At 70.1% G+C, this 17,810-nt stretch carries 17 protein-coding genes; 8 read left to right on the top strand and 9 right to left on the bottom strand.

Annotated features, from left to right (window positions below; genetic code table 11):
- Positions 1-60 precede the first annotated feature (60 nt).
- Positions 61-1,218, bottom strand: a complete 1,158-nt coding sequence (locus ACFY0T_RS30565; RefSeq protein WP_388877458.1) for an acyl-CoA dehydrogenase family protein — start codon at positions 1,216-1,218, stop codon at positions 61-63.
- Between the two features lie 203 nt (positions 1,219-1,421).
- Here ACFY0T_RS30565 and ACFY0T_RS30560 point away from each other — a divergent pair, with 203 nt between their 5' ends.
- The 4 genes from ACFY0T_RS30560 (at position 1,422) to ACFY0T_RS30545 (ending at position 5,541) form a co-directional block, all read left to right on the top strand.
- A complete protein-coding gene (locus ACFY0T_RS30560) occupies positions 1,422-2,765 on the top strand; it encodes a UDP-glucose dehydrogenase family protein (RefSeq protein WP_388877455.1) in 1,344 nt (447 codons plus the stop codon).
- Between the two features lie 351 nt (positions 2,766-3,116).
- Positions 3,117-4,235 carry an AI-2E family transporter gene (locus ACFY0T_RS30555; RefSeq protein ID WP_388877452.1) on the top strand — a complete coding sequence of 373 codons (1,119 nt, stop codon included), beginning with the start codon at positions 3,117-3,119 and terminating at the stop codon, positions 4,233-4,235.
- A 100-nt stretch (positions 4,236-4,335) separates the two neighbouring features.
- Positions 4,336-4,893, top strand: coding sequence for a hypothetical protein (locus tag ACFY0T_RS30550; RefSeq protein WP_388877449.1), 558 nt, complete (start codon positions 4,336-4,338; stop codon positions 4,891-4,893).
- Positions 4,894-4,923: 30 nt separating this feature from the next.
- Positions 4,924-5,541, top strand: a complete 618-nt coding sequence (locus tag ACFY0T_RS30545; RefSeq protein ID WP_388877445.1) for a hypothetical protein — start codon at positions 4,924-4,926, stop codon at positions 5,539-5,541.
- Between the two features lie 131 nt (positions 5,542-5,672).
- Here ACFY0T_RS30545 and ACFY0T_RS30540 read toward each other — a convergent pair whose 3' ends face one another.
- Positions 5,673-6,173, bottom strand: a complete 501-nt coding sequence (locus ACFY0T_RS30540; protein WP_388877442.1) for a CGNR zinc finger domain-containing protein — start codon at positions 6,171-6,173, stop codon at positions 5,673-5,675.
- A 94-nt stretch (positions 6,174-6,267) separates the two neighbouring features.
- Between ACFY0T_RS30540 and ACFY0T_RS30535 the strand changes: the two genes are divergently transcribed.
- Positions 6,268-6,627: a VOC family protein gene (locus tag ACFY0T_RS30535; RefSeq protein WP_388877439.1), complete on the top strand. Its 360-nt coding sequence runs from the start codon at positions 6,268-6,270 to the stop codon at positions 6,625-6,627.
- Between the two features lie 13 nt (positions 6,628-6,640).
- The gene (locus ACFY0T_RS30530) at positions 6,641-7,033 is read left to right on the top strand and encodes a VOC family protein (RefSeq protein ID WP_388877436.1); all 393 of its coding nucleotides are present in this window, start codon (positions 6,641-6,643) and stop codon (positions 7,031-7,033) included.
- 113 nt (positions 7,034-7,146) lie between these two features.
- Here ACFY0T_RS30530 and ACFY0T_RS30525 read toward each other — a convergent pair whose 3' ends face one another.
- The 4 genes from ACFY0T_RS30525 to ACFY0T_RS30510 all read right to left on the bottom strand — a co-directional run bounded on the left by ACFY0T_RS30525 (position 7,147) and on the right by ACFY0T_RS30510 (position 11,311).
- On the bottom strand, positions 7,147-8,337 hold the full coding sequence (locus tag ACFY0T_RS30525; protein WP_388877433.1) for a dipeptidase: 1,191 nt from the start codon (positions 8,335-8,337) through the stop codon (positions 7,147-7,149).
- A gap of 129 nt (positions 8,338-8,466) precedes the next feature.
- A complete protein-coding gene (locus tag ACFY0T_RS30520; protein WP_388877430.1) occupies positions 8,467-9,645 on the bottom strand; it encodes a dipeptidase in 1,179 nt (392 codons plus the stop codon).
- Positions 9,646-9,650: 5 nt separating this feature from the next.
- Positions 9,651-10,175 (bottom strand): 5-(carboxyamino)imidazole ribonucleotide mutase, encoded by a 525-nt coding sequence (gene purE, locus ACFY0T_RS30515; RefSeq protein WP_388877427.1) that lies wholly within the window; start codon positions 10,173-10,175, stop codon positions 9,651-9,653.
- A complete protein-coding gene (locus ACFY0T_RS30510) occupies positions 10,172-11,311 on the bottom strand; it encodes a 5-(carboxyamino)imidazole ribonucleotide synthase (RefSeq protein ID WP_388877424.1) in 1,140 nt (379 codons plus the stop codon). The genes purE and ACFY0T_RS30510 overlap by 4 nt, the downstream gene beginning before the upstream one ends.
- 185 nt (positions 11,312-11,496) lie before the next feature.
- On the opposite strand from ACFY0T_RS30510, the gene ACFY0T_RS30505 reads away from it, so the two are divergent.
- Complete coding sequence (locus ACFY0T_RS30505; protein ID WP_388877421.1) at positions 11,497-12,027, top strand: GtrA family protein; 531 nt, start codon at positions 11,497-11,499, stop codon at positions 12,025-12,027.
- 108 nt (positions 12,028-12,135) lie between these two features.
- Here ACFY0T_RS30505 and ACFY0T_RS30500 read toward each other — a convergent pair whose 3' ends face one another.
- A complete protein-coding gene (locus ACFY0T_RS30500) occupies positions 12,136-13,413 on the bottom strand; it encodes an ATP-binding protein (protein WP_388877418.1) in 1,278 nt (425 codons plus the stop codon).
- A 186-nt stretch (positions 13,414-13,599) separates the two neighbouring features.
- Positions 13,600-14,277, bottom strand: coding sequence for a response regulator transcription factor (locus tag ACFY0T_RS30495; RefSeq protein ID WP_058928367.1), 678 nt, complete (start codon positions 14,275-14,277; stop codon positions 13,600-13,602).
- 490 nt (positions 14,278-14,767) lie between these two features.
- Between ACFY0T_RS30495 and ACFY0T_RS30490 the strand changes: the two genes are divergently transcribed.
- Positions 14,768-16,264: an oligopeptide:H+ symporter gene (locus ACFY0T_RS30490; protein ID WP_388877415.1), complete on the top strand. Its 1,497-nt coding sequence runs from the start codon at positions 14,768-14,770 to the stop codon at positions 16,262-16,264.
- 190 nt (positions 16,265-16,454) lie between these two features.
- On the opposite strand, the gene ACFY0T_RS30485 is transcribed toward ACFY0T_RS30490, so the two are convergent.
- Positions 16,455-17,762 carry a hypothetical protein gene (locus tag ACFY0T_RS30485; protein WP_388877573.1) on the bottom strand — a complete coding sequence of 436 codons (1,308 nt, stop codon included), beginning with the start codon at positions 17,760-17,762 and terminating at the stop codon, positions 16,455-16,457.
- Positions 17,763-17,810: the final 48 nt, after the last annotated feature.

The raw sequence follows: 17,810 nt of genomic DNA, 5'->3' as shown, positions 1-17,810 counted from the left end.
ATCACGAGAAGAGGGGCACCCCGGGAGAGTGCCCCTCAAGTCCCTTGCCCACGTGGTGTGTTACGGGAGGTTGCGCGCCATCACTATGCGCTGGACCTGGTTCGTGCCCTCGTAGATCTGGGTGATCTTGGCGTCGCGCATCATGCGCTCGACCGGGTAGTCGCGGGTGTAGCCGTAGCCGCCGAGGAGTTGGACGGCGTCCGTGGTGACCTCCATGGCCACGTCCGAGGCGAAGCACTTGGCGGCCGCGCCCTGGAAGGTCAGGTCGGCGTCGCCGCGCTCCGACTTGGCGGCGGCCGCGTACGTCAGTTGGCGGGCGGCCTCGATCTTCATGGCCATGTCGGCGAGCATGAACTGGATGCCCTGGAAGTCGGCGATCGGCTTGCCGAACTGCTTGCGCTCCTGGACGTAGCCCTTGGCGTAGTCGAGGGCGCCCTGGGCGATGCCGAGGGCCTGGGCGGCGATCGTGATGCGGGTGTGGTCCAGGGTCTTCATCGCGGTGGCGAAGCCCGTGCCCTCCTCGCCGATCATGCGGTCCGCGGGGATGCGGACGTTGTCCAGGTAGACCTCGCGCGTGGGACTGCCCTTGATGCCGAGCTTCTTCTCCGGGGCGCCGAAGGAGACGCCCTCGTCCGACTTCTCGACGACGAAGGCCGAGATGCCCTTCGAGCGCTTCGTCGGGTCCGTCACCGCCATCACCGTGTAGTACTCGGACTCGCCCGCGTTCGTGATCCAGCGCTTCACGCCGTTCAGGACGTAGAAGTCGCCGTCGCGGACCGCCTTCGTCTTCATGCCCGCGGCGTCCGAACCGGCGTCCGGCTCGGAGAGGCAGTACGAGAACATCCCGTCGCCCTTGGCGAGGGGGGTCATGTACCTCTTCTTCAGGTCCTCGGAGCCCGAGAGGATCACCGGGAGCGAGCCCAGCTTGTTCACGGCCGGGATCAGGGAGGAGGACGCGCAGACCCGCGCCACCTCCTCGATGACGATCACCGTGGCCAGCGCGTCGGCGCCCGCGCCGCCGTACGTCTCCGGTACGTGCACCGCGTGCAGGTCGGAGGCGACCAGCGCGTCCAGGGCCTCCTGGGGGAAACGGGCTTCCTCGTCCACCGCTGCGGCGTACGGCGCGATTTTCGCCTCGGCCAGCGAGCGGATCGCGTCCCGGAGCATGTCGTGCTCCTCGGACGGACGGTACAGGTCGAAATCAGCCGATCCGGCCAAGGTCTCTCACGCTCCAAGGATGCTGTGATGGTGACGCTAACTACCGTTAAGTAACCCAAATTTTAGGGGCCCGCCCACACGAGTGATACGTGAGCTTGGCGACAGGGGGGAAAACACGGGGGAGATCTGCCCGGTGAGGGGGCCCCGCACGCCCCGACTATGCTCGGGCACCGCACCCACGGCCGAAGAACCCAGGAGCACCCATGGCCCTCAAGATCACCGTGATCGGCACCGGCTATCTCGGCGCCACGCACGCCGCGGCCATGGCCGAGCTCGGTTTCGAGGTCCTCGGGCTCGATGTGGTGCCGGAGAAGATCGAGATGCTCCAGCGGGGCGAGGTCCCGATGTACGAGCCGGGGCTCGAGGAGCTGCTGCGCAAGCATGTCGCGGGGATCGAGGGCTCCACCGGACGGCTCCGCTTCACCATGGACTGGGCCGAGGTCGGCGACTTCGGCGATGTCCACTTCGTCTGTGTGAACACCCCGCAGAAGCACGGTGAGTACGCCTGCGACATGTCGTACGTCGATGCCGCCTTCGAGGCGCTCGCGCCGCATCTGCGCGGGCCCGCCCTCGTCGTCGGCAAGTCCACCGTGCCCGTCGGCTCGGCGGAGCGGCTGGCCGCCCGGCTCGTGGAGCTCGCGCCCGCCGGTGAGGACGCCGAGCTCGCCTGGAACCCGGAGTTCCTGCGCGAGGGCTTCGCCGTGAACGACACGCTGCACCCCGACCGGATCGTCGTGGGTGTGCGCAGCGAGCGCGCCGAGAAGCTGCTGCGCGAGGTGTACGTGACGCCGGTCACCGAGGGTTCGCCCTTCGTGGTGACCGACTTCCCGACCGCCGAGCTGGTGAAGACCTCGGCGAACTCCTTCCTCGCCACCAAGATCTCCTTCATCAACGCCATGGCCGAGGTCTGCGAGGCCGCCGGCGGCGATGTCGCCAAGCTGGCCGAGGCCATAGGACACGACGAGCGGATCGGGAAGAAGTTCCTGCGGGCCGGGATCGGGTTCGGCGGCGGGTGTCTGCCCAAGGACATCCGCGCGTTCATGGCGCGCGCCGGTGAGCTCGGGGCCGACCAGGCGCTCACCTTCCTGCGCGAGATCGACTCCATCAACATGCGGCGCCGCGGCCAGATGGTGGAGATGGCGCGAGAAGCGCTCGGGGGCGGGTCGTTCCTCGGCAAGCGGGTCGCCGTGCTCGGCGCCACCTTCAAGCCGGACTCGGACGACGTACGGGACTCGCCCGCGCTGAACGTCGCCGGGCAGATCCACCTCCAGGGCGGCCAGGTCACCGTCTACGACCCGAAGGGCATGGCGAACGCGCGGCGGCTCTTCCCGACGCTCGGGTACGCGGACTCCGCCGTCGAGGCCGTGCGCGGCGCCGACGTCGTACTGCACCTGACGGAGTGGCGCGAGTTCCGTGACCTGGACCCGGCGGTGCTCGGCGAGGCGGCCGCGGACCGGGTGCTGCTCGACGGGCGCAACGCCCTCGACCCCGAGGTGTGGCGCCGGGCCGGGTGGACGTACCGGGCGATGGGGCGACCCACCGCCTAGGCACCGGCCCCGACGCCCTCCTCCCAGGCTCCGTCGGGTACCCGCCGTCCGTCGCCGATCGACCGGCTCCGGGGGCCGGATGGCGTACGACCGCGTCCGTCCCGGCTTGCGACGGCTCCTCGTACCGCCCCACGCTGTCCCTGACGCCCCTTGTGTTCGAAGGTGCCCCTTTCGGGAACGCGTAGCCGCGTGGTCCCGCCGACGGGAGGCGGTGACACACAGGTGAGCGACGGATCGCGTCGTTCGCGCCGCCGGCCGGCTTCGCCCGGCCCGGCTCCCGGCTCCGGTCGTGGCGGACGACGGATGCGTTTCATCGTGCTGGGAAGCCGGCCCGCCCGTGGGGTGGGGGCCGTGGCACGGGCACGTGCGGCCGGGACCGCGATGCGGCGTGCCGGGGACCGCGAGGGCGTGGCCGTGCATCACGGACTGCGGGTGACCGCGGCGTACGCATGGCGGCTGCTGGTGCTCGGGGCGGCCGTGTACGCGGGCTTCACGATCCTGGGTCGGTTGCAGCTGGTCGCCGTGGCGCTGTTCCTCGCGCTGGTCATCACCTCGGTGCTGCGTCCGGCGGCCAATCTGCTGGCGCGGTGGCTGCCGAGGCCCGCGGCGGTCGCGGTGAGCGTCGTGGGGAGCCTGGTGGTGGCGCTGGGGCTGCTGGCGCTGATCGGCAGCCTGGTGGCCGGAGAGTGGGACGACCTGGGGCAGGAGTTCTCCGGGGGCATCGCGCGGATCGAACGCTGGCTGGAGGGCGCTCCCTTCCACGTGAGCCATGAGGTGGTGTCGGATCTTCGGGGCAAGGTGGCCACGTTCATCTCGGAGCACCGTTCGCTGCTGATCAGCAGCGCGCTCAGCACGGCCGGGCGGTTGGTGGAGGTGCTCACCGTGGCGGTGCTCGCGCTGTTCTGCTCGCTCTTCTTCATTCATTCCGGGGACAGGTTCTGGTCCTGGTTCCAGGAGTTGCTGCCGGAGGGCGCGCGGGATCCGTGGGCGCGCGGGGGACGGGCGGCGTGGCGGACCTTCGACGGGTACACGCGGGGCATCATCATCGTGGCGGCCACCAATGCCGTACTGGTCGGGATCGCCCTGTTCGCGCTGCGCGTGCCGCTGGCCCTGCCGCTGATGCTGCTGGAGTTCTTCGCCGCGTTCATCCCACTGGTGGGCTCGCCCATCGCGCTGGCGGTGGCCACGGTCGTCGCGCTGGCCTCACGGGGGCCGGTCGTCGCGATCATGGTGCTCGCCCTGATCGTCGTCATCGGCCAGATCGAGGGCCACGTGCTGCACCCGCTGGTGATGAGCTGGGCGGTCCGGCTGCACCCCGTGGTCGTGGCCGTCTCCGTCATCGCCGGCGGCGTCCTGGCGGGTGTGGTGGGCGCGGTCGTGGCCGTTCCGATGGTGTCGGTCGCCTGGTCCGTACTCGGCGAGCTGCGCGCCCCACCCGAGCCGGACGCCCCCGGGCGGTCACCGAGGTGAGGGCGTTCCCGCGCGTTTTCTGCTTCGTTTTAGCCGAAGAGTCGGGGGAATTCAGCATCAATAAGGGCATATCACGCCCCCCGAGAGGAGGTTCTGCCCGATGTCGACAGGGACACTTCTGGCGATCATCATTCCCATCGTGGTGGTGATCGCCCTGGTCGCCGTGGCGGCTTCGCTGCTCGTACGCCGCCGGAAACTGCGCGAGCGCTTCGGTCCGGAGTACGAACGGACGGTGGAGAACGCCGACACCCGCATGGCCGGCGAACGCGAGCTCAGGGCCCGCGAGAAGAGGCACGACTCGCTGGACATCAAGCCACTGGACACCAGCGTCAGGGATCGGTACGCCCGGGACTGGACCAGCGTGCAGGAGACCTTCGTGGACCATCCCGAGGACGCCGTGCACGACGCGGACCGTCTGGTGACCTCACTGATGGACGAACGCGGCTATCCGACCCAGGACTTCGAGCAGCAGCTCAAGGACCTCTCGGTCGAGCACGGCCGCACGCTGGAGCACTACCGGGCCGCCCATGAGGTGGACGAGCTCAGCGTTCGGCACCAGGCGACCACGGAGCAACTGCGCGGAGCCATGGTGCACTACCGCGCCCTCTTCGAAGAACTGCTCTCCGACGGGGGCCAAGCCCGCCACGCCCGGGCCTGAGCGGCTCGCGAACGCGGGAACGGAGCAGAGATGCAACGTCACGACACACCGGACACCGCCGCCGAGAGCGGCCTGTCCACCGAGGACCTTGCCCAGCCTCGCGACCGGGGCACGGACGATACGAACGACACGAGGGAGACGAGGGAGACGAGGGAGACGAGCGACACGAGGGAGACGCGGTCCGAAGTGCCGACCTTCCCTGGCGAGGGCACGAATTTGGCGGGCGAGTCCGGCGAGCGCGAGGACGTGAAAGCCGACTCCGGCCCGCCCGAGGACGTGGAAGCCGACTCCGGTGCCCCGGCCGAGGCCACGGCCGACGACTCCGGCACCCGGGACGAGGCCCGAGGCTCGGACGTCCAGGCCGAGGAGGAGGCAGAGGCTCCCCAACTCCTCACCGCGGAGGACGAGGAAGCGTTCCGCGCGCGCTGGCAGGAGGTGCAGAGCACGTTCGTCGACGACCCGCGCGACGCCGTGCACACCGCCGACGCCCTGGTCGCGGACGTGATGCAGAAGCTCGCCGCCACCTTCGCCGATCACAAACAGGAACTGGAGGGACAGTGGAATCGGGGCGAGCAGGTGGACACCGAGGACTTGCGCCAGGCGCTGCGCCACTACCGCTCGTTCTTCAACCGCCTGCTGGTCACCTGACGCGGCGCGGGCGACACGCACGGACGACGCCGGTCCGGCCGAGGCTCAGTCGGCCGGACCGGCGTCTGTTGCATTCTGCACCACTTCGCCGTGCGCCGAGCGGTGACCGCTCGACCAACCGTTCCGCACGGCTACTTGGCGCGGTACCGCCGCATCTTCGCGCGCGCCCCGCACACCGACATCGAGCACCAGCGGCCCCAGCCGGCCGGGGAACGGTCGTAGTACGCCCAGTGGCAGGTCGGCGACTCGCAGGCCTTCAGACGTGGCCAGGTGCCCTCGACGAGCGCCTCTGCGATGGCCGCCGCGACACGGGACATGAGGGGTACGGAGGTGGCGGGGGCGAAGCCCGCACTGCCGTCCCGTTCGTCGATCGTCACCCGTAGCGGCGCCTGCGCGAGGAGTTCCCCGAGCGGGATCACTGTCCGGTGCGCGGGATGGCCCGCGTGCGCCAGGCACGCCACGCGGAGCGACTCCCGCAGTTCGCGTGCCGCCTCCACCTCCGACTCCCCGAGCTCGAAGCGCGCCCGACTCTCGGCCGTGTCCAGGGCGTCCGCGCCCGACTCGATGTCGAGGGTGTTCACCAGGGACTGGATCAGGGCCAGGCCGCCGGGTGCGGGTGCGCGGTCATTCATGGTTGCGACGTTACCTCTTATGCGGGAGCATGCAGTAACCATGGTTACCGCTTAAAGCGGTCTACAGGTAACTCATCTCCATTGGGAGGAAGTCATGGCTCTCGCCAAACTGGGCGTCGTCGTCCTGGACTGTCCCGACCCGCGCGCCCTCGCCGGGTTCTACGCCGAGGTGCTCGGCGGCACGGTCCAGGGCGGGGGCGACTGGGTCGACCTCGAGGTGCCCGGCGGCCGGCCGCTGGCGTTCCAGGCCGCCCCCGGACACGTACCGCCGAAGTGGCCGGCGCCCGACGACTCGCAGCAGTTCCATCTGGATCTGACCGTCGAGGACCTGGACGCGGCGGAGAAGGGCGTGCTCGCGCTCGGCGCGAAGCCGCTGGACGCCGAGGACCGGTCGCGCTCCTGGCGTGTGTACGCCGACCCGGCGGGGCACCCGTTCTGTCTCTGCGCCTGCTGACCCTGGAGGTCTCATGCCTGCTGTGGCACGTTTCCGTTCCGTCGTGATCGACTGTCCCGATCCGCGCGCGCTCGCCGCCTTCTACGCCCAGGTGGGCGGCGGTACGCCACGGGCCGAGGACGACGACTGGGTCGTACTCCGGATTCCGGACGGGCCGCGGCTCGCCTTCCAGCGGGCGGACGGGTACACCCCGCCGGAGTGGCCGCGCGCCGACCGGAACTCGCAGCAGTTCCACATCGACTTCGACGCCGGGTCCACCTGGGCGGAGGTCGACGCGGCCCACGAGAAGGTGCTGGCGCTGGGGGCGCGGCCGCTGGACCTGGAGGACCGGGAGAAGAAGGACTTCCAGGTGTACGCCGACCCGGCGGGGCATCCGTTCTGCCTCTGCCGGATCGCGCACCCGTAGACGCGGAGCGCGCACCCACGCACCCGTAAACGAGCGCCCGCAAACGCGGTCGGGCATCCGTGAACGCGGATCGAGCACCCGTGGACGCGGATCGAGCACCCGTGAACGGCCGGCTATCCGTCCAGGTCGGCGATCTTCGCCGACGACGGCTCGCGGCGCTGCTGGGCGACGCGGGCCGTGAAGTCCGCGCCGCGCAGCACCCGTTGGACGTTGCCCCAGGTGAGCAGGGCGAGGTCGGTCTCGGACCAGCCGCGGGAGAACAGCTCGGCGATCAGGCGCGGGTAGCAGGAGGCGTCGCCCAGGTCCTGCGGGTGGGCGGCTCCGGAGTCGTACGTCCCCGAGAGGCCGACGCACTCCGCTCCCGCGAGGGCGCGGACGTGGTCGAGGTGGTCGGCGACGTCCCGGACGGAGGGGCCCGTCTGCTCGGCCGTGAGCGGGATGAGACACAGGCCCTTGGCCGTGCCCAGTTCGGCGAGGAGGTCGTCGGGGAGGTTGGCCGGGTGGGGGCGCAGCGCCCAGGCCGCGGAGCGGGTGAACACGACCGGGGCCTTGGAGGCCGCGAGGGCCCGGCCGATCGTGGCGTTCGAGGTGCCGGAGAGGTCGGCGAGGACGCCGAGGCGGTTCATCTCGCGGAGCACCTCCTCGCCGAACCGGGTCAGGCCCGCCTCGCTCGCCCAGGAGGCGCCCGCGAGGGTGAGGACGCGCAGGCCGAGCGTGTGCAGGGCGCGCAGGATGCCCATCGAGTCGCCGAGCGCGGACGCTCCGGCGGGGCCGAGCACGACGGCGACGCGGCCGCAGTGCCGGGCGTCGGTGATCTCGGCGGCGCTGTGCGCCATGCGCAGGCCCTCGGGGTGCGCATGGACCACCGTCTTCACCAGATCCAGCTGCTCCAGGGTCGCGCCGACGGCACGGTCCCCGGCGAGGCCCTCGGGCAGGTGCAGCGACCAGAACAGCGCGCCGACGTGCCCTTCCCGCATCCGCGGCACATCCGTGTCCACGGCGCACTCGCCCAGCTCCAGGTCGAACCAGGGCAGGTGGCGCAGCGCCCACGGCAGACCGCTGTAGCCGTCGGCGACGGGGTGGCCGACGAGGAAGGCGTGGGCCCGCTCCAGCGGGTCGGTCCCGGCGTCGGACTCCGCGTCAGTCCCGGCGTCGGTCCCGGCGTCAGTCCGGGCATCGGACTCCGCGTCGGTCCCGAGGTCGGTCTCCGTGGTCTCCAGGGACTCCGCCTCCGGCCAGGCAACGGGCCGGCCGAGCTCTCCCACCTCGGCGGTGGCGTGCAGTTCGTCCTGCAGGTCTGCCATGACGGACTCCGTGGGGTGGATGGTGAAGATCGCACTACCGCCACCGTGGCACGGAGCCCGCGGGCCTTCCTGGTGGGCGGGGCGTTTGGGGGTACGCCCCCCGGGCACCCCCGCCCACCAGCGGCTGCGTCAGCCGTCCAGCTGCTCCAGCGTCGCGTTCGACGGGCCCCGCAGCGCCTGGAGGTCGCGGGCCACGTCCTCGGCCGCGCCCAGCACCCGTACGGCGTTCTGCCAGGTCAGCTTGGCGAGATCGGCCCTCGACCAGCCGCGGTCCAGCAGCTCGGCGATCAGGTTCGGGTAACCGGAGACGTCGTCCAGGCCGTCCGGGGTGAACGCGGTGCCGTCGTAGTCGCCGCCGATGCCGACATGGTCGATGCCGGCGACCTCGCGCATGTGGTCGAGGTGGTCGGCGACCGTCGCCACCGTGGCGATCGGGCGCGGGTTGTTCTCCTCGAAGGCGCGGTGGACCTTCATGCCCTCGGGGGTCGTGTCGAGGTGGTGGAAGCCGTGGGCGCGCATGTTCTCGTCGGCCGCGGCCGTCCAGTCGACCGCCGCCTGGAGGACGAACTTCGGTACGAACGTCACCATCGCCACTCCCCCGTTGGCGGGCAGCCGCTCCAGGACGTCGTCCGGGATGTTGCGCGGGTGGTCGCACACGGCGCGCGAGGAGGAATGGGAGAAGATCACCGGAGCGACGGAGGTGTCGAGCGCGTCGCGCATCGTCGTCGCGGCCACGTGCGAGAGGTCGACGAGCATGCCCTCGCGGTTCATCTCCCGGACGACCGCACGGCCGAAGGCCGACAGACCGCCCACGGCGGGGACGTCGGTCGCCGAGTCCGCCCACGCGATGTTGTCGTTGTGGGTGAGGGTCATGTAGCGCACGCCGAGCGCGTACAACCCCCGCAGCACACCGAGGGAGTTGTCGATCGAGTGGCCACCCTCCGCACCCATGAGCGAGGCGATACGGCCCTCCGTCCGCGCCGCCTCCAGGTCGGCGGCGGTCAGCGCGGCGCGCAGGTCGGACGGGTGACGGGCTATCAACTGCCGTACGCAGTCGATCTGTTCGAGCGTCGCGGTGACCGCGCCGGGCAGGTCCGAGCGGACGTACACCGACCAGTACTGGGCACCGACGCCGCCGGCGCGCAGGCGCGCCAGGTCCGTGTGCAGGTGGGCGCTCTGGTCGGCGGCGATGTCGCGGGCGTCGAGGTCGTAGCGGACCTGCTCGCGCAGCGCCCAGGGGAGATCGTTGTGGCCGTCGACGACGGGGAACTCGGCGAGCAGCTCCCGGGCCTGGTCGAGAGGCGACATGCGCGTCACTTCCCGAAGCCGAAGCCGCTGTTCGCGCCCTCGACCTTGGCGCGCAGCCGCTTGCCCTTCTCGGTGGCCTGGTCGTTGAGCTCCTGCTGGAACTCCCGCATACGGCCGAGGAGTTCCTCGTCGTGCGCGGCGAGCATCCGGACGGCCAGCAGGCCCGCGTTGCGTGCGCCGGCGACGGAGACGGTCGCGACCGGCACACCGGCCGGCATCTGCACGATCGACAGCAGGCTGTCCATGCCGTCGAGGTACTTCAGCGGGACGGGCACGCCGATGACGGGCAGCGGGGTGACCGACGCGAGCATGCCGGGCAGATGGGCGGCGCCGCCCGCGCCCGCGATGATCGCCTTGAGCCCACGCTCCGCGGCCTGCTCGCCGTACGCGATCATCTCGTGCGGCATCCGGTGTGCGGAGACGACGTCGACCTCGTAGTCGATCTCGAACTCGTCGAGCGCCTGCGCGGCGGCCTCCATGACGGGCCAGTCGGAGTCCGACCCCATGACGATGCCTACAACCGGGCTCATTCGGTGATCGTGCCTCTCAGGTATCCGGCAGCGTGACGGGCGCGCTCCAGCACGTCGTCGAGGTCGTCGCCGTAGGTGTTGACGTGGCCGACCTTGCGGCCGGGCTTCACGTCCTTGCCGTACATGTGGATCTTCAGCTGGGGGTCGCGGGCCATGCAGTGCAGGTACGCGGAGTACATGTCCGGGTAGTCGCCGCCGAGGACGTTCACCATGACCGTCCACCTGGCGCGCGGGCGCGGATCGCCGAGGGGGAGGTCGAGAACCGCGCGGACGTGGTTGGCGAACTGGGAGGTGATCGCGCCGTCCTGGGTCCAGTGGCCCGAGTTGTGCGGGCGCATGGCCAGTTCGTTGACGAGGATGCGGCCGTCGGTCGTCTCGAAGAGCTCGACGGCCAGATGACCGACCACGCCGAGTTCCTTGGCGATGCGCAGGGCGAGCTCCTCGGCCTGGAGGGCCAGCTCGTCCGGTATGCCGGGCGCGGGGGCGATCACCGTGTCGCAGACGCCGTCGACCTGCCGCGACTCGACGACGGGGTACGCGACCGCCTGGCCGTGCGGGGAGCGGACAACGTTCGCCGCGAGTTCCCGTACGAAGTCGACCTTCTCCTCGGCGAGGACGGGGACGCCGGCGCGGAAGGGCTCGTGGGCCTCTTCGACGGAGCGGACGAACCACACCCCCTTGCCGTCGTAGCCGCCGCGGACGGTCTTGAGGATGATCGGGAAGCCGTCCCCTTCCTCCGCGAAGGCTGCCGCGTCCTGCGGGTCGCTCACGATGCGGTGCCGTGGGCAGGGCACACCGATCTCGTCGAGCTTCGCGCGCATCACGCCCTTGTCCTGGGCGTGCACGAGCGCGTCGGGCCCCGGGCGGACGGGGATGCCGTCCGCCTCCAGGGCCCGCAGGTGCTCGGTGGGTACGTGTTCGTGATCGAAGGTGATCACGTCGCAGCCCCGCGCGAAGTCACGCAGCGTGTCGAGGTCGCGATAGTCGCCGATGACGACATCGCTGACGACCTGCGCCGCGGAATCCTGAGGGGTGTCACTGAGGAGCTTGAACTTGATGCCGAGCGGGATGCCCGCCTCGTGTGTCATACGAGCGAGCTGCCCCCCGCCGACCATGCCGACTACCGGGAACGTCACGCACCTAGGGTATCGGCCGCGCCATGGTGGCCGGTTTCCGTGCCCGTAAGGCTGACTTTCCGTGCCGGTGACCGCCACTTTTCTTACCTGTGAGTCCGTACACAGGCGCCGGACGGGGGCGCTGGTTAGCATGGCTGAGTTGACGTATTCGACCGACACATCCACCGACGGGGGCTGGCGACACCATGGGCAGTGCTTCTTCGGGGTCTCATGCGAGGCCTCGCAGCGCGGTTCGCCGCCGGTTCGACCTGCTGTTTCGCGAGATCGCCAAGTTCGGGGCGGTCGGCGGGGCGGGGCTGCTCGTCAACCTGCTCGTGTTCAACCTCGTACGCCATGTCACCGGGCTGCAGGTCGTGCGGGCCAGTGTCATCGCCACGGTCGTCGCGATCGTCTTCAACTACATCGGGTTCCGCTACTTCACCTACCGGGACCGTGACAAGGGCGGCCGCACCAAGGAGCTGACGCTCTTCCTGCTGTTCAGCGTGGTGGGGCTGGTCATCGAGAACGGCGTGCTGTACGCGGCGACGTACGGGTTCGGCTGGGACAGCCCGCTGCAGAGCAACGTCTTCAAGTTCCTCGGCATCGGCGTCGCGACGCTGTTCCGGTTCTGGTCGTACCGCACGTGGGTGTTCCGGGCGCTGCCGGCGCGCGAGGCGGTGGCCAGTGCGGAATCGTTCCTGGACGCGGAGCCGCGTCCGCGGGTCAAGGTGAACTAGAAGCCTTGGCTCCCCGGCGCTCCGAGGCCCCCGTCTCCTGGCGCTCCGCGCCAGATCTCCGCCGCTCCGCGGCGGGTTTCCAGCTCGCCCGCCCGTCCCGGCGTTCTTTTACCGCACCGTCGGCTCCGTCTCCTCATCCCTCGGCGGCCGCTTCAGCGGCGTACGCGACAGGAACAGCCCGAACACCGGCGGCTGCGCCTGGAGCATCTCCAGGCGGCCCCCGTCGGCCTCCGCCAGGTCACGGGCGACGGCGAGGCCGATCCCCGTGGAGTTGCGGCCGCTGATCGTGCGCTCGAAGATGCGGGCGCCCAGGTCGGTGGGGACGCCGGGACCCTCGTCCGTGACCTCGATGACCGCCTGGTTGCCGGTCACGCGGGTGCGCAGGGCGACGGTGCCGCCGCCGTGCATGAGGGAGTTCTCGATGAGGGCCGCCAGGACCTGCGCGACCGCGCCCGGCGTGCCGACCGCCTGCAGATGCCGCTTGCCCGAGCTGACGATGGCGCGGCCCGCGCTGCGGTAGGCCGGGCGCCACTCCTCCAGCTGCTGCTTGATGACCTCATCGAGGTCGAAGGAGACGGCGGAGCCGGTGCGCGGGTCGCGGGCGTTGGTGAGCAGGCGTTCGACGACGTCCGTGAGCCGCTCGACCTGCGTCAGCGCGATCGTCGCCTCCTCCTTCACCGTGTCCGGGTCGTCGGTGAGCGTGATCTCCTCCAGCCGCATGGAGAGCGCCGTGAGGGGCGTACGGAGCTGGTGGGAGGCGTCGGCGGCAAGGCGGCGCTCGGCGGTCAGCATGCGCCCGATCCGCTCCGCGCTGCCGTCCAGGACATCGGCGACCCGGTCCAGCTCCGGGACGCCGTACCGCTTGTGGCGCGGGCGGGGGTCGCCTGAGCCGAGCCGTTCCGCGGTCTCGGCGAGGTCGGTGAGCGGGGAGGCCAGGCGGTTGGCCTGGCGGACGGCGAGGAGGACGGCGGCGACGATCGCCAGCAGGGCGACGGCGCCGATGATCAGGAGCGTACGGCCGACTTCGCGGGTCACCGACGAGCGCGGCTCCTGGACGGTGACCGTCTCACCCTCCTCGCCCTCGGCGGTGGAGTGGATGACGTCGCCGGTGGGCTCGGTGCCGACCTCGATGGGCGGCCGGCCGGGAATCCTGATCACGGCGTAGCGCTTGTCCGAGACCTGGTTCTTGAGGATCTCGCCGGTGATGTTCTCGTCGCCGAGGATGCGGCTGTCCACGATGCTCGCCAGCCGGAGCGCCTCGGAGTCCACCCCTTCCTGGGCGCTGTTGCTGATCGTGCGGGTCTCGACGATGACGAGGGATACGCCGAAGACGGCGATCACGACGAGCACGACGGCGAGCGTGGACTGGATGAGACGGCGACGCACGGGGCCCTCCGGGCAGGTGGCTGTACGTGGACCAGTGTGCCTTGACGTTGCACTGGGCCGGGTGGAGGGCTTTTTCCGCCCCCTCCGCCCCTACCCGTCCCGTAACTGGGGGCTGCGCCCCCAGACCCCCGCTATCGCGCTGACGCGCTCGTCCTCAAACGCCGGACGGGCTGAAACTTTCCGCCGCTAGCTCTTCTCGAAGCGGAAGCCCACACCCCGTACCGTCGCGATGTACCTGGGATTCGCCGCGTCGTCGCCCAGCTTCTTGCGGAGCCAGGAGATGTGCATGTCGAGGGTCTTGGTGGACGACCACCATGTGGTGTCCCAGACCTCGCGCATCAGCTGGTCGCGGGTGACGACCCGTCCGGCGTCGCGGACCAGGACCCGCAGCAGGTCGAACTCCTTGGCCGTGAGCTGGAGTTCCTCGTCGCCCATCCAGGCGCGGTGAGACTCGACGTCGATGCGCACGCCGTGCGTGGCGGGCGGCTGCGCGGGCTCGGCGGCGCCGCGCCGGAGCAGCGCCCGGACGCGGGCGAGGAGTTCGGCGAGCCGGAAGGGCTTGGTGACGTAGTCGTCGGCGCCCGCGTCGAGACCGACGACGGTGTCCACCTCGTCGGCGCGCGCGGTCAGGATGAGGATCGGGACGGTGTGCCCCTCGGCACGCAGCCGGCGCGCCACCTCCAGGCCGTCCATGCCGGGCAGGCCCAGGTCCAGAACGACCAGGTCGACGCCGCCCTGCATTCCGGCGTCGAGCGCGGTGGGTCCGTCCTCGCGCACCTCGACCTCGTAGCCTTCCCGGCGCAGTGCGCGGGCCAGTGGCTCCGAGATGGACGCGTCGTCCTCGGCGAGCAGTACACGGGTCATGGGGTGATGGTAGTCCGCCACGGACGGCAGCTGTGGGGCGATCGGCATCCGTGATTCACACCCTCTACCCGTGTGATTCTTACCTGCGGCTGTGGGGTGCGATCCTTGTTAGCACCTTCGAATGGGTGTCCATGGTTCCAACATCACCTGTGATCCGTGTCTCAAGTCCTTCCATATGCGGCATTGGCATGGCGTATGGTGACCGGACGCCTGTAGCACCACACCGTGACCTTTGGCGCTCATTTGACGCTGAAGGTCTCTTTTGTGTGCGGGCTGGTGTTCGCCAGCCTTGAAAGGAATGACCTGTGGCCGGGCCCCGAGCGCGCTGACGCGTGAAGGGCGTGGATCCCGGTGGTCGCCGTCCACCGCTTCGCAATCCGGAGCGGACTCCCCGTGGGCGTGGGGCGGACGTCGAGTCTCCGCCGGTGCCGGCCGCCCCCACCGGGCGCGCAACGCTCATGCCGCGCGTCCAGACCAGCAAGGAACGACCATGGCGTCCAGCCTGACGAAGGACTCGGTCACCCCGGGCACCCCCGGTTCCGAGAAGACCTTCTTCGGCCACCCCCGCGGACTGGCCACTCTCTTCATGACCGAGATGTGGGAGCGCTTCTCCTACTACGGCATGAAGGCCCTTCTCCCGCTGTACCTGGTCGCACCGGGCGGCCTGCACCTGAGCGCGGCCACCGCGACCGCGATCTACTCGGTGTACCTGTCGCTGGTGTACCTGCTCGCCCTGCCGGGCGGCTGGTTCGCCGACCGCGTCCTCGGCCCCCGCAAGACGGTCGCCGTCGCGGGCGTCATCATCATGCTCGGCCACCTCACGCTGGCCCTGCCCACATCCGGCACCTTCTACGGGGGCCTCGGTCTCGTCGCGATCGGCTCCGGTCTGCTGAAGGCCAACATCTCCACGATGGTCGGCCACCTCTACGACGGTCCGGACGACCCGCGCCGTGACGGTGGCTTCACGCTCTTCTACATCGGCATCAACCTGGGTGCCTTCGCCGCGCCGCTGATCATCGGCACCGTCGGTGAGAACGTGAACTGGCACCTGGGCTTCGCGCTCGCCGCGCTCGGCATGGCCCTCGGCCTCGCCCAGTACCTGCTCGGCGGCCGTCACCTCAGCGCGCGCTCGCACCACATTCCGACGCCGCTGTCCGCCGAGGAGAAGGCCTCGACGCTGCGCAAGTCCGCGATGTGGGCGGCCGTGGCCGTCGTCTTCTACGCGATCGTCGGCTTCTCGGGCCACTACACGCTGAACTGGCTGCTGGTCCCGATCACGCTCGCCGGTCTGATCATCCCGATCATGGTCATCTCCCGGATCAAGCGGGACAAGGACCTGGACCGCGTCGAGCAGTCGAAGATGTCCGCGTACATCTGGTTCTTCGTCGCCGCGGCCGTCTTCTGGATGATCTACGACCAGGGTGGTTCGACCCTGTCGATCTTCGCCGACTCCTCCGCCGAGAACACCATCTTCGGCTGGGAGTTCCCGGTCTCCTGGTACCAGTCCGTCAACCCGGTCATGATCATGGCGCTCGCCCCGGTCTTCGCCTGGGCGTGGCTGGCGCTGAACAAGCGCGGCAAGGAGCCGAGCACGGCGGTGAAGTTCGCCTCCGGTCTGGTCCTCATCGGCGCCTCGTTCTTCCTCTTCCTGGCCCCGCTGACGATCGCCGAGGGCGGTCACAAGGCCGCCGCGATGTGGCTGGTCGCGATCTACTTCGTGCAGACCATCGGTGAGCTGACGGTCTCCCCGGTGGGTCTGTCGGTCACCACGAAGATGGCCCCCGCGAAGTACGCCTCCCAGATGATGGGTGTCTGGTTCCTGGCCGTCACCGCCGGTGACGCCACGACCGGTCTCCTCTCCATCGCCGAGGTCGACCTCAACAAGACGGGCATCGTCGCCCTGGAGGCCACGCTCGCCGTGATCGCCGGTGTCGCCGTCTGGATGTACCGCAAGAAGGTCAAGCAGCTCATGGGCGACGTCCACTGACGTACGCGTAGCGCTTGTCCCAACGAAGGGTCCCGCACCACTCAGTGCGGGGCCCTTCGGCGGCTGGGGGTGGGGGCTGGTCGCGCCCCTGAAGGGGCGCGGGGAACTGCGCGACCAGCCCCCACCCACCCGCAGCCGAAAGGCTGGTACGGGACGGGCAGGGGCGGAGGGGGCGAAGAAACTCCCGAGCTCAGCGCAGGCGGCGCCCCGGCATGAACGTGAACACCGCGCCGCCGAGCAGAATCACGGTTCCCGCGACCAGGCCCAGAGCCTTCAGGGCGTCATGGCTGTCGGAGCCCGTCTCTGCGAGGCCGCCGCTCGACGACGACGTACCGCCCGAGGAGTCGCCTCCCGAGGCGCCGCTCGCCTGTTCCGTGGTGTCCAGGGTCAGGGAGACCTCCGTCCTGGACGGCGTGCACGTCGTCGTCGTGCCGAGAGCTTTCACCGTCAACACACCCGGCGACAGGGTCGATTCACCGCTCGCTCCGGGCTTGTACGTGCCGGTGAGGTCGGGGATCTCGATCGGGTCGCCGGACTTGATCTCCTTGGCGTTGGTCGGGCCCTCGACATGGACCGTGCCCTTGTCGGAGCCGCCCAGGACGACCTCCATCGACGGCTTGACCGAGTCCGCGGGGATGTCGGCCGGGCTGTCCATCACGGACTTCTTGAACTGGACGGTGAGGTCGAAACTCCCGCCGTTCTTCTTGGCGTTGATCTGCACGGGAGACGTAGCGCTCTTGTCGCCGATGGGGGTCTTGCACTCGTAGGGGATGGAGACTTCCTTGCCGGTGAAGTCGCTCTGGCCGCCGTCGCCGCCAGTGCTGGACCCGCCGTCGTCGCCCCCGGTGCTCGATCCGCCGCTGTCGTCACCCGTCTCGCTCGCGCTCGGCGAGGGGGTCGCGGAGCCCGTGGGCAGCCCCGTCGGGAGCGTCGGCAGACCCGTCGGCAGGGTCGGTGTCACCGTCGGGAGTCCGCCCGTACTCCCGCCGCTCCCGGTCACCTTGATCGTCGCCGCCGACTGCACCGTCTCCTTGGGCGTGCACTTCGTGTCGGTGGACAGCGGCTTGCTGACGTTGATGTTGTACGCGTCCGGGGTCAGCGTCACGTCACCCGCCGCCGTCAGCTTCAGCTTGCCCGTCATGTCGGACAGCTTCATGTCGCTGTTCTTGGGGATCGCCGGGTTCGACCGGGGCCCTTCCATGGCGATGTCCGCCGTCTGGGCGCCGCCCGCCTTCAGTGTGCCCGTCGGCTTGACCGTGTCCTTCTCCAGGTCGATGACGTCAGGATTCTTGGACGCCGCCTGGACGAACTTCCAGGTGATGGTGACCTCGTCGCCCACCTTCGCCTCGGCGGGCGCGGTGATCTCCACCTTCGTCGTGCCCTCGACCGGGGGCAGCCCGGAGATCGAGGGCGGCACGCACTCCGTCTTGTAGGACACCTCGGCGGCCTGCGCCGGGGCCGCGGCCACTCCCAGCAGGATGCCCGCGCCGCCGAGCATCAGCGCGACCCCGGCCGCGCTCGCTCTCCGTCCCCTTGGCGGTACCAC

The sequence above is a fragment of the Streptomyces sp. NPDC001530 genome (genome assembly GCF_042894545.1).
GTDB lineage: Bacteria > Actinomycetota > Actinomycetes > Streptomycetales > Streptomycetaceae > Streptomyces.
This window is presented reverse-complemented; position numbering and strand designations above follow the sequence as displayed.

Excerpts from the sequence above, each read along its gene's own strand:
- ACFY0T_RS30560 (WP_388877455.1), top strand. The coding sequence starts at position 1,422 with ATGGCCCTCAAGATCACCGTGATCGGCACCGGCTATCTCGGCGCCACG.
- ACFY0T_RS30550 (WP_388877449.1), top strand. The coding sequence starts at position 4,336 with ATGTCGACAGGGACACTTCTGGCGATCATCATTCCCATCGTGGTGGTG.
- ACFY0T_RS30545 (WP_388877445.1), top strand. The coding sequence starts at position 4,924 with ATGCAACGTCACGACACACCGGACACCGCCGCCGAGAGCGGCCTGTCC.
- ACFY0T_RS30540 (WP_388877442.1), bottom strand. The coding sequence starts at position 6,173 with ATGAATGACCGCGCACCCGCACCCGGCGGCCTGGCCCTGATCCAGTCC.
- ACFY0T_RS30535 (WP_388877439.1), top strand. The coding sequence starts at position 6,268 with ATGGCTCTCGCCAAACTGGGCGTCGTCGTCCTGGACTGTCCCGACCCG.
- ACFY0T_RS30530 (WP_388877436.1), top strand. The coding sequence starts at position 6,641 with ATGCCTGCTGTGGCACGTTTCCGTTCCGTCGTGATCGACTGTCCCGAT.
- ACFY0T_RS30525 (WP_388877433.1), bottom strand. The coding sequence starts at position 8,337 with ATGGCAGACCTGCAGGACGAACTGCACGCCACCGCCGAGGTGGGAGAG.
- ACFY0T_RS30520 (WP_388877430.1), bottom strand. The coding sequence starts at position 9,645 with ATGTCGCCTCTCGACCAGGCCCGGGAGCTGCTCGCCGAGTTCCCCGTC.
- purE (WP_388877427.1), bottom strand. The coding sequence starts at position 10,175 with ATGAGCCCGGTTGTAGGCATCGTCATGGGGTCGGACTCCGACTGGCCC.
- ACFY0T_RS30505 (WP_388877421.1), top strand. The coding sequence starts at position 11,497 with ATGGGCAGTGCTTCTTCGGGGTCTCATGCGAGGCCTCGCAGCGCGGTT.
- ACFY0T_RS30495 (WP_058928367.1), bottom strand. The coding sequence starts at position 14,277 with ATGACCCGTGTACTGCTCGCCGAGGACGACGCGTCCATCTCGGAGCCA.
- ACFY0T_RS30490 (WP_388877415.1), top strand. The coding sequence starts at position 14,768 with ATGGCGTCCAGCCTGACGAAGGACTCGGTCACCCCGGGCACCCCCGGT.
- ACFY0T_RS30485 (WP_388877573.1), bottom strand. The coding sequence starts at position 17,762 with ATGCTCGGCGGCGCGGGCATCCTGCTGGGAGTGGCCGCGGCCCCGGCG.